Here is a 9789-nt window from a genome sequence, read left to right as displayed (position 1 = left end):
CGTTCGGCTCGTCCGCGTCCAAAACCTCGACGTTCGAGACCACCCGGCGCACGAAGTTCGGCGGATCCTCAGCCCAGACAAAGCCGGAGCGCAGGCGATCGATCCGCAGCTTCAGCCGGGCGAGATTGTCGTTGAAGACATTCCCCGCGCCGACCGCGATCGGGGCGGAACGATCGGCCCGGAAGCGACGGCTCTTGAGCGCCATATGGTAGGACACGTCCTCGCACAGCAACTCCAGCCACTCCTCGAAGCGCTCGTCGTCGAGCAGCCGCGCCTCATGGAAGAGGCGCTGGGTAAGGGCGGTTACCGTGTCATGCAGGGCGGGTTGGGGGCGTACGTCAAGCATCGACGGCCTCCCGCGATGCCAGCGAATTGAGATTGTAGGCGGGAACGTCGCTCCAGCTCGAGGCCTGCATGTGTTCTTGCCAGCGGCGGTAGAAGTAGCGCTGATTGTGTTCGCTGACCAGGCCGGCGGCAATGTCGCCCGGAAAGCCTTCGCGCGCGCCGGAGCGGCCCAGCGCCATGTTGGTGTAGACATCCATCTGCGAAGTGCGCCAGCCGCGCGACTGTTCGGTGCAGGCGGCAAGGTTGTCGCCATCGTCGTTGTCGAACAGGCCGGCCAGCCCGAAGGTCAGGCACTGGTTGTCGAGGATTGTCGCCTTGATCTCTTCGGGCATGTCGTTTTCGACCATGGCCCAGGTCCATTGCTCGATCTGGCCCGGTCCCTTGGGATGGTAGACCCTGAACCAGTTGAGGCCGGGCAGGAACTGGAGGTTGGGAAAGATCGTGATGTTGATCTGAGAGCCCCACAGCTGTTCGCCGCGGGTCTTGCCGAGCCGCTCGATCGCGGTCGGCCGGTTGGCCTCCAGATAGTCGAGCATCGGCTTCGGATCGGGGTAGAAAGCATAGCCGGACACGCCGTCGAGAAACGTCAGCGCCATGTGGCCGTTGAGCCCGGCTACCGACAGCCCGCCTTCGAGGTTGGCGCTGGAATTGCCGACGCTGAGGCCGGACAGGTCCATCGACTGCACCGCCATCATCGCCCCGGCATGGGCCCAGCCCAGGTGATAGCCATCGCCGCAGACATTTTCGACCGGCAGCTTCCAGTTGGTGTTCAAGACCATCTTCTGGGTTTCGCCAACCAGCGAGGTGCCGCCGGGCAGAGCATCGAGCCAGACGTCGAGATAGAATTTGGCGTCGCCGAGATAGTCTTCGAGCGACGGCGCGGCGGGATCGAAATTGCCGAAGATCAATCCCTTGTATTCGGCGACCTGCGCCACCGGCACGAGCCCGAACTTGCTGCGGTCGAGTTCGCCGAAATAGGCCTCGTTTTCGAGCGGCACGCCTGCCAGCGCGCCATCTGGGGCGAACGACCAGCCGTGGTAGTTGCAGGTGAAGGACCGGGCATTGCCGCGATCGGCGCGGCAGATGCGGTTGCCGCGGTGAGTGCAGGTGTTGAGGAAGGCCTTTACCGAGCCGTCCTTCTGCCGGATGACGATGACGTCGTCTTCGCCCATGTAGGTGCGGAAGAAGTCGTTGGGCTGCGGAATCTGGCTGGTGTGGGCAAGGAACAGCCAGCATCGGCCAAAGACGCGCTCAAGCTCCTGGCGGTAGATGGGCTCGCTGGAATAGATCGAGCGTGATTGGCGGCCTGTGCTCGTATCGACCAGATCTGCAACATCCATATTGGCCTTCTCCTCTCCTCCGTTGGACCTCCCGGCTTGGAGCGGGCGGTTCCACGTAGCCATGGATAAAGCAAAGATCATGCCAAGGTGAAAAATGGCGCAAACATGCTCGATAAGGGGGATCGGCTCACGCTCGATTGCTTTCAGGGATTGTCATTTGCGTCAATTGTTCAGAAAATCGTGGTGCAGGATTGACATTTTGGTAAAAAGGATGGCGATGAAACAGCTTCCCGGCTACGCCGACCTTACCAAACGCTTGCGCTTTTCGCCCGAGCAGGGCCGCATCTGGCGCGACAGCGAACGATGCGTGCTTTTGAGCCAATCGGCGCTGACCACGCTGCGCAGCCAGCTGGTGGTGCAACTCGGACTGGCGCGGGCGCGACGCCTGTTCTGGGACATGGGCTTTGCGGAAGGCGCGAGGTGCGCGGTCGAGGCGAAGGAACTGCGCCCCGATCGCGGGTTTCTCGAAGCCTTTGCGGTTGGGCCCCAGGCCCATGCGCTGACCGGGTTTGGCTGGACCGAGATTGAGACCTTGGACAGCGATTCGGCGAGCGGCCATTTCCACGGCAGCTTTGTCGTCCACGATTCGATCGAGGCCGCGGTCCATCTGGCAACGGATGGCGTCAGCGCCGATTCGGTCTGCTGGTTGCAAACCGGCTTTGCGAGCGGCTTTGCCAGTTCCTTCGCGGGCCAGCCGATCGTCATGCGGGAGATCGAATGCCAGGGGATGGGAGACGGCGCCTGTCTGCTGCACGCCAAGCCGGAAGCGGAATGGCCTGAACTCGACGACGTCGAGAAATCGGTGCCGCCGCAGATGTTGGCGAACTCGCAGGCCGATCGGCACGAATTCGTCCCCGGCGTTTCAGCCGGGTATCACGCCGTCCGGAACATGATTGAACGCGCCGCCGGGACCGATGCCAGCCTACTGTTCCTGGGCGAGACCGGCGTCGGCAAGGAAGTGTTCGCCAAGATGGCGCATCGCGCCAGTCTCCGAAAGGACGCGCCGTTCGTGGCGCTCAACTGTGCCGCCATACCCGAAGGGCTGATCGAGGCGGAACTGTTTGGCGTGGCAAAGGGTGCCTACACGGGCGCGGTGGCAAGCCGCCCGGGACGGTTCGAGCTGGCGCATGGCGGCACACTGTTCCTTGATGAAATCTCGATGCTGTCCCCGCTGGCCCAGAGCAAGGTTCTGCGGGTCATTCAGGAGGGCGAATTCGAGAGAGCCGGCGATACCAGGACCACGAGGGTCGATGTGAGGTTGCTCGCGGCGTCCAACATCGACCTGGAAACGGCAATGGAAGCAGGCCATTTCCGCGCCGATCTATTCTTCCGGCTCGCTACCTTGCCGATCCAGGTTCCTCCCTTGCGTCACCGCCGCGAGGACATTCCCGGCTTGATGGAACATTTCCGCGCGAAGTACGCACGGCGCCATCGGCGTGAGGTCGCCGGCTTCACTGCCAGATCGATCAATGCCCTGCTGATGCACGAATATCCAGGCAATGTCAGGGAACTCGAACGAATGGTCGAACGCGCGGTTTTGCTGGTGAACGATCGCGAGGCGATCGACCTTCGGCACCTCTTCCTCGGCTCGGATCGCATGCGCATCAGGGCCGGCCTGGCCTTGACCAACGATGGACGGGTGTCAGGCGCCGAGGTCGGTAAAGAACAGGATCAGTCAATCAGTCACTTGGTCGGACTGTTGCGGCAGAAAGGGGAAGGGCTGAAAGCCGTTGAGAGCAGGATCGTCGAAGCCGCGCTGGAAGCTGCGCGGGGCAATGTCGCGCAGGCAGCTCGAGACCTAGGCCTGACCCGGCGGCAGCTTGCATCGCGCCTGGAAAAGATCGGACGGTAGCGAGAGCCTTGGCGTCCATCACTTGCAACGAGTTGTATAATGTGCAATGAAAACCGCTGATTTGGGGATGCGGCGAGCAGCCCGGACGTGGCAAACAGAAAGTGGGGAGAGAACCAAGTGCGCTCGATTGCGATTGTTGGTGCGAATCTGGCCGGTGGGCGCGCAGTCGAAGCCCTGCGGCAGGCGGGGTTCGACGGGCGAATCACCTTGATCGGCGAAGAACCCTGGCGTCCCTATGAACGTCCGCCGCTGTCCAAGGAAGTGCTGTGGGACCCGGCCAACGTCCCGGACAATTTCTTCCTCCAGGACGAGGCCTGGTACGATGACAACCGTATCGACATGCGGCTGGGCACCCGCGCCGAAGCGATCGACCTTGCGGGCGGCGGGGTTCGCCTGTCGGGCGGCGAATTGGTTCAGGCGGACCGGATTCTGCTCGCCACTGGCGGCCATGCCCGCAAGCTCAACCTTGCCGGGTCCAATTGCGCCAACGTCCATTATCTGCGTACGCGCGACGATGCGACCCGCATGGCCCTCGACCTGCGCGAAGGGGCCAGCATCGTGATTGTCGGCATGGGCGTGATCGGCGCCGAAGTCGCCGCCAGTGCGGTGAAACTCGGCTGCAAGGTCACCGTCGTCGAGCCGATGCCGGTGCCGATGGAGCGAGCGCTCGGCCGGCGCTTTGGGCAATGGCTGGGCGAGGAACATCGCAAGCGGGGAGTCGCGACCCATTTCAACTGCGGCGTGACCGGCTTCAGGTTTTCCGACAACCGTGTCAGCGCGGTCGAGGCAGACGATGGCACCGTGATCCCGTGCGATGCCGTGATCGTGGGGGTGGGAATCGTGCCGGCCACCTCGCTGGCCCGCGATGCCGGGATCGAGGTCAACAACGGGATCATCGTCGACCGTCGCTGCCAGACCAGCAACCTGGCGGTTTTCGCGGCGGGCGACGTGGCCGAGCAGGACGGGTTTTTCGGCGGTCGGTTCCGGCAGGAAACCTACCAAAACGCGGCGGACCAGGCGCAGGCGGCTGCTCTGGCGATGCTGGGGCAGGAGGTCTCCTACTTCAAGCCGATGTGGTACTGGAGCGACCAGTTCGATCTCAACATCCAGTTCTGCGGGCAGATTCCGGTGGAAGCCGAGGTGGCGATCCGCGGCGAGATGGACAGCAACGCCTTCGTCGCCTTCTTCCTGGCCGGCGAGGCGATCGAAGGTGTGCTGACAGTCAACCGCGCGCCCGATATGGGGGTGGGAAAACGGCTCGTTGAACGCCGGGCCCGCGCCAGCGCTGCGAGCCTGGCCGACGCCGGTATGTCCTTGCGGGATCTGCTCAAGCAGGCGGGCTGATTAGCCCGCGGCGCGGTCAGCCGATGCCGCCCCCGGCGACGAAAAGTGTCTGGCCTGTGACGTAGGACGCATCGTCGGAGGCGAAAAAGCAGATCGCCGCGGCCAGTTCATCGGGCTCGCCAAAGCGGGCCATCGGCGTATCGCGCAGCGTCTGTTCGAACACCTGGCTGAAGCCCAGGCGATCCGCTTCGGTGGGCGCAGCCGGATTGCGGGGGGTGACCCTGGTCACGTTGACTCCGCCCGGCGCGACGCAGTTGACGCGGATGCCGCTGGCTTCGAGCTCAAGTGAGAGGGCTGCGGTCAGCGCGGCGACCCCGCCCTTTGCGGCGGCATAGGGGACCCGGTTGACGCCGCGTGTCGCAACCGAGCCGATGTTGACGATCGCACCCCGCCCTGCAGTCCGCATGTGGGGCAGAACCGCGTGGCAGCACCACAGTGTCGGCCACAGAGACCGGTTGATTTCCGCGGTGATTTCCTGCGGGGTGTAGTCCCAGTAGGGCTTGGCCCAGATCGTGCCGCCGACGTTGTGAACGGCGACGTCGATTCGCCCGAATCGGTCAATGACCGTCTGATACAGTTCAACAGCGCCTTCGCAGTGTTCCAGGTCCACCGCGACTGCCAGGGCATTGCTGCCTTCCGCCTGGAGCTGTGCGGCCGAAGCCTCGGCCGCCTCCGCTGCGCGGTCGGCGATGACCACGCTGGCGCCTTCCACGGCCAGGCGCCTTGCGGTCGCCAAGCCAATACCTTGCGCTCCACCCGTGACCACGGCCACCTTGTCATGGAATCGATTCAGCAAAGTCACGTCCACATTCTCCCCGTCGTCCGCCCCAGCGAACGAGACCTATTCGATCTTCGGCAATTCCTGCCATTAGCGGCAAGAGCCCGATATTAGGACTTGAAGTGACATAAGGAAAAGCATTACACAATAGCGAACGTCCCGCTCGAGGCGGGCAATTTCCATTGGGAGAGTATGAGTCATGGCCAAACCGTTGTTGAGCGCCGCCGATGTCAAGGGCGCTTGGGCAATCATTCCGACCCCGTCCAAGGATAACGCGTCGGACTGGCGTGCGACCAAGACCGTCGATCTCGATGAAACTGCTCGCGTGGTCAACGGGCTGATCGATGCCGGGATCGACGGCATCCTGAGCATGGGAACGCTGGGCGAAGCCGCGACCATGACCCATGACGAAAAGCTGGATTTCATGCGTGCGCTGATCGACGCGGCGGCCGGTCGGGTTCCGGTTTTCGTCGGCACGACCTGCATCAACACCCGCGATACGGTGGCGCTGACGCGGGAAGCGCTCGCGCTCGGTGCCGACGGCACGATGCTTGGCGTGCCGATGTGGTGCGCGCCTAGCCTCGACGTCGCTGTCCAGTTTTACAAGGACGTTGCCGAAGCCGTGCCGGAAATGAACATCGCGATCTACGCGAACCCGGAAGCCTTCAAATTCGATTTCCCGCGTCCGTTCTGGGCTCAAGTGGCTGAAATTCCGCAGGTCGTGACCGCCAAATATATCGGCGTCGCCAACCTCTTGCCCGATCTGGCCGCGATCCGGGGCCGGATCAAGCTGCTGCCGATCGACTTCGACTATTATGGCGCGGCGCGGATGGATGATTCGGTCGACGCTTTCTGGTCGAGCGGAGCGGTCTGCCACCCGCTGGTGACGACCACCCTGCGCGACCTGGTCGCCCAGGCCCGCGCAAGCGGCGACTGGAGTGCGGCCAAGGCGTTCATGGGCCGCCTCGGCCCGACCGCAGCCCCCTTGTTCCCGAACGGCAGCTTCAAGGAATTCTCGACCTACAATATTGCGCTTGAAAAGGCGCGGATGGACGCCGGTGGCTGGATGAAGGCCGGGCCTGTACGTCCGCCCTACCATCTCTGTCCGGAGCCCTATCTGGCGGGAGCGCGCAAGTCCGGTCAGATGTGGGCCGAACTGGGCAAAGCGCTCGAAGCCGAAGCATTGGGGGCTGCTGCCTAGGAGGATTGCGATGAGCGAAATTGGCTTGACCTGGCCCAAGAACTTCAACGAGGTTCCGAAGGCGGCGTTCACCCGCAAGGATATTTACGCCGAAGAGATGAAGCGCATCTTTTTCGGGCAGGAATGGCACCCGGTCGCGCATGAAAGCGAGTTGCCCAATCCAGGCGATTTCAAGACCTTCCGCTTGGCCGGCGTTCCGCTGCTGATCGCCCGCGACAGGGAAGGCGTCGTGCGGGTGTTTTACAACGCCTGTTCGCATCGCGGCAACCAGCTCGAAACCGCGGTGATGGGGAACAAGACCGAATTCGAATGCCCCTATCACCGCTGGCTGTTCGATGCGAAGGGCGATCTGGTCGGTTGCCCCAACCATCGCGATTTTCTGCCCGGCTTCGACAAGTCCGACTATCCCCTGGCGCAGCCCCGGTTCGACAGTTTCTATGGCCTGATTTTCGTGACCCTTTCGGCTGAAACCGAAACGTTGACGGAGTTCCTCGGCGCGTCGCAGAACACCTTGCGCGAACTTCTCGGCGGGGACGGCAGGCTCAAGCTGCTGGGCTATCAGAAGGTGCGCTACGACAGCAACTGGAAGTCATATACCGACAACGACGGCTACCATGCGCCATTGCTCCACCAGGCATTCAAGATGCTCAATTGGCAAGGCGGCAAGGGACGTCAGTTCACCGCGACGAAACATGGCCACATCTGTTTCGAATCGGCGCTGTCGGTGGTCAGCGGCCCCACAGTGCTCAAGGATGCTTCGCTGATCGCCTTCAAGGGGCAGGACCCTGCGGTCGGCTCGCGCATCGTTTCGCTCTTCCCGACCTTCGTTTCGACTAAGCATCTCGATGTCATCAATTTGCGCTTCGCAACCCCGGTCGATGAAGAGACGGTCGAGGTCCACTACGCCTATTTCGCGCACCAGGACGACGATGAGGACATGGTCCTCCATCGTCTGCGGCAAAGCTCCAACCTGCTGGGACCCTGCGGCCTGATCAGCATGGAGGACGCATCGATCTTCCATCGCATCCATATTGGCAACCATACGCCCGGCAATGCGATTTTCCAGAAGGGCGTGCACGACCAGTCGAAGCTGGAGTCGGAGTTCCTCCAGAACGACGAGAGCGGCAATCTTCCCCGTTGGGAATATTACCGATCGGTGATGGGTTTTGAGAGGGCCGAGGCATGATGCAAACCGACACCACGCTCGAATCCGCGCTCGACGCCCTTTTGATGGCCGATGCAAGCGCGCTCGATAGCAAGGACATGATGGGCTGGCTCGCTAACTATTCCGAGGAAGACGAGGCCTCCTATATCTGCCGTGCCGCCGAAAATTCGGAAAATGGTCTCGCCCTGGGGTTCATGTACGACGATTGCCGATCCCGGCTCGAGGATCGCGTCACTTTCGTGAACGATATCTGGGTCGGTACGTTCCAGGACTATCGCACCCGTCACTTCGTCCAGCGCGTCGCGTATCAACGCGCCGATGCCTCTACTATCTCGATGCGATCGAATTTCTCGCTCTTCATGACGCCCACCGATAGCGGCATCACCCAAGTCCTGGCTGCGGGTCAATATCTTGATACCATCCGTTTGGAAAAAGCCGGTGCGTTGAAGCTGCTGTCCAGACGGGCCGAGCTCGATACGTCCGTTCTGCCCCGGTATCTGGTATATCCGATTTGATATCGGCTGCTGAACATTGCTGAAAGCGCCAGCCATGGTTGGAATTCTCAATGGATAGCAAAGTGCCGATGATCGGCGCCCATGCGCGCCTTGTCGCGCCTGCAGCACTCGACGCGTACAGGGAGCAACCTCGTGGTTTCAGGGGCAATATGGCAGTAGCTATCGTGCGCAGTTTTCCGATCGTCTGCTGGATGAGAGCGCGGACCAGAACGTCAAGATTATGGATGCAGTGGGGGCCAGACCTGCAGTTGTCCGGTGGAATGCCTACACGAGGTGTGGGCCGGTCAGCGTGGTGGGCCATTACGCCTTGGGAACTATCCACTGGCGCTCGGTTCCTGGAAGATTGCTTCGGCGCTGGCCCCGGATGCACCGTGGTCGTCAAGCCTTCCGAGCTGACCCCGCTCAGCACGATGCGCCTGGCCGAGCTGTGCCTCGAGGCGGGCCTGCCCGCGGGCGACCTTAACATCGTCAACGGCTATGGCCATGAAGCGGGCGAGGCGCTCGCCAGCCACCCGGGGTGTCGACAAGATCACCTTCACCGGATCGACCGCTGTCGGCAAGAAGATCGTCGAATATTCGCTGGGCGACATGAAGCGGGTCACGCTCGAGCTTGGCGGCAAGTCGCCGAGAATCGTGTTTGACGATGCCGATCTCGATCAAGTGGGGCTGGGCGCCGTACTGGCGATGTTCTTCAATTCGGGCCAAATCTGCTTCGCGGCCATCCGGCTGTTCGTCCAGGACAGCGTCTACGACAAGGTGGTCGATGCGGCCATTACCGGGCTGACCCACCATGGCATTTCGGTCGACGACATTCACTACGACAAGTTCACAGACAGCAGGGATCAATAGGCCGCGATCGTCAGCATAGGCGACGCGCAAGAAGGGAGACGGGGAATGAAAAGCAAGTTAGTATTGGCATCGGGTTTCTGCATGGCGCTGTTCTGGTCCGGCAGCGCTCATGCCACAGATGGCTTCAATTTCATCGGCTATGGCCCGACGTCGATCGCGATGGGCGGAACCGGCGCGGCCTACGACATCGGCCCGGCCGGCATGATGATCAATCCCGCAACGCTCGCGCTGATGCCGGACGGATGCGACGGCCAGATCGGTGGCGACATCATCACCAGCAATCTCAAGATCCGGAATACCGCAACGGGCGAGGTCGCGCATTCCAACAGCGAGGGCACCAATAACGGGCCCTATTATGCGCCGGAGGTCGCCTTCGTCTGCCGGAAGGGGCGATACACGC

Annotated in this window: 9 protein-coding genes and 2 pseudogenes; 8 read left to right on the top strand and 3 right to left on the bottom strand. The window is 62.2% G+C overall.

Annotated features, from left to right (window positions below; all coding sequences use genetic code 11):
* Window positions 1-346: aromatic-ring-hydroxylating dioxygenase subunit beta (locus VMR39_RS24710; RefSeq protein ID WP_325420202.1), on the bottom strand; the 346-nt coding region annotated here is incomplete at its 3' end.
* Window positions 339-1685: an aromatic ring-hydroxylating dioxygenase subunit alpha gene (locus tag VMR39_RS24705; protein ID WP_037508659.1), complete on the bottom strand. Its 1347-nt coding sequence runs from the start codon at window positions 1683-1685 to the stop codon at window positions 339-341. The genes VMR39_RS24710 and VMR39_RS24705, both read right to left, overlap by 8 nt.
* A gap of 217 nt (window positions 1686-1902) precedes the next feature.
* Between VMR39_RS24705 and VMR39_RS24700 the strand changes: the two genes are divergently transcribed.
* Both VMR39_RS24700 and VMR39_RS24695 read left to right on the top strand, forming a co-directional pair.
* The gene (locus VMR39_RS24700; RefSeq protein WP_037508782.1) at window positions 1903-3537 is read left to right on the top strand and encodes a sigma-54-dependent Fis family transcriptional regulator; all 1635 of its coding nucleotides are present in this window, start codon (window positions 1903-1905) and stop codon (window positions 3535-3537) included.
* 117 nt (window positions 3538-3654) lie between these two features.
* A complete protein-coding gene (locus VMR39_RS24695) occupies window positions 3655-4881 on the top strand; it encodes an NAD(P)/FAD-dependent oxidoreductase (RefSeq protein ID WP_325420200.1) in 1227 nt (408 codons plus the stop codon).
* Window positions 4882-4897: 16 nt separating this feature from the next.
* Here the strand turns inward: VMR39_RS24695 and VMR39_RS24690 are convergent, their stop codons facing one another.
* Window positions 4898-5683 (bottom strand): 1,6-dihydroxycyclohexa-2,4-diene-1-carboxylate dehydrogenase, encoded by a 786-nt coding sequence (locus tag VMR39_RS24690; protein WP_170978350.1) that lies wholly within the window; start codon window positions 5681-5683, stop codon window positions 4898-4900.
* 175 nt (window positions 5684-5858) lie between these two features.
* Here VMR39_RS24690 and VMR39_RS24685 point away from each other — a divergent pair, with 175 nt between their 5' ends.
* The 6 genes and pseudogenes from VMR39_RS24685 to VMR39_RS24660 form a co-directional block, all read left to right on the top strand.
* On the top strand, window positions 5859-6860 hold the full coding sequence (locus tag VMR39_RS24685; protein WP_025548219.1) for a dihydrodipicolinate synthase family protein: 1002 nt from the start codon (window positions 5859-5861) through the stop codon (window positions 6858-6860).
* A 10-nt stretch (window positions 6861-6870) separates the two neighbouring features.
* Window positions 6871-8046, top strand: coding sequence for an aromatic ring-hydroxylating oxygenase subunit alpha (locus VMR39_RS24680; RefSeq protein WP_037508651.1), 1176 nt, complete (start codon window positions 6871-6873; stop codon window positions 8044-8046).
* The gene (locus tag VMR39_RS24675) at window positions 8043-8540 is read left to right on the top strand and encodes an aromatic-ring-hydroxylating dioxygenase subunit beta (RefSeq protein ID WP_037508646.1); all 498 of its coding nucleotides are present in this window, start codon (window positions 8043-8045) and stop codon (window positions 8538-8540) included. Before VMR39_RS24680 ends, VMR39_RS24675 begins: the two co-directional genes overlap by 4 nt.
* A gap of 50 nt (window positions 8541-8590) precedes the next feature.
* Window positions 8591-9004: pseudogene (locus VMR39_RS24670) on the top strand (aldehyde dehydrogenase family protein); the annotation flags it as partial.
* Between the two features lie 19 nt (window positions 9005-9023).
* A complete protein-coding gene (locus VMR39_RS24665; RefSeq protein WP_037508640.1) occupies window positions 9024-9389 on the top strand; it encodes an aldehyde dehydrogenase family protein in 366 nt (121 codons plus the stop codon).
* 45 nt (window positions 9390-9434) lie between these two features.
* Window positions 9435-9789 (top strand): annotated as a pseudogene (locus tag VMR39_RS24660) (hypothetical protein); the annotation flags it as partial.

It is taken from the genome of Sphingobium sp. (assembly GCF_035511395.1).
Taxonomy (GTDB): domain Bacteria; phylum Pseudomonadota; class Alphaproteobacteria; order Sphingomonadales; family Sphingomonadaceae; genus Sphingobium.
Note: the sequence above shows the minus strand (reverse complement) of the source record. Positions and strands in the feature narration are given on the sequence as shown.

Bases quoted from the DNA above. Each gene is read 5' to 3' on its own strand.
- VMR39_RS24685 (WP_025548219.1), top strand. From the start codon at position 5,859: ATGGCCAAACCGTTGTTGAGCGCCGCCGATGTCAAGGGCGCTTGGGCA.
- VMR39_RS24700 (WP_037508782.1), top strand. From the start codon at position 1,903: ATGAAACAGCTTCCCGGCTACGCCGACCTTACCAAACGCTTGCGCTTT.
- VMR39_RS24665 (WP_037508640.1), top strand. From the start codon at position 9,024: ATGAAGCGGGCGAGGCGCTCGCCAGCCACCCGGGGTGTCGACAAGATC.
- VMR39_RS24705 (WP_037508659.1), bottom strand. From the start codon at position 1,685: ATGGATGTTGCAGATCTGGTCGATACGAGCACAGGCCGCCAATCACGC.
- VMR39_RS24680 (WP_037508651.1), top strand. From the start codon at position 6,871: ATGAGCGAAATTGGCTTGACCTGGCCCAAGAACTTCAACGAGGTTCCG.
- VMR39_RS24675 (WP_037508646.1), top strand. From the start codon at position 8,043: ATGATGCAAACCGACACCACGCTCGAATCCGCGCTCGACGCCCTTTTG.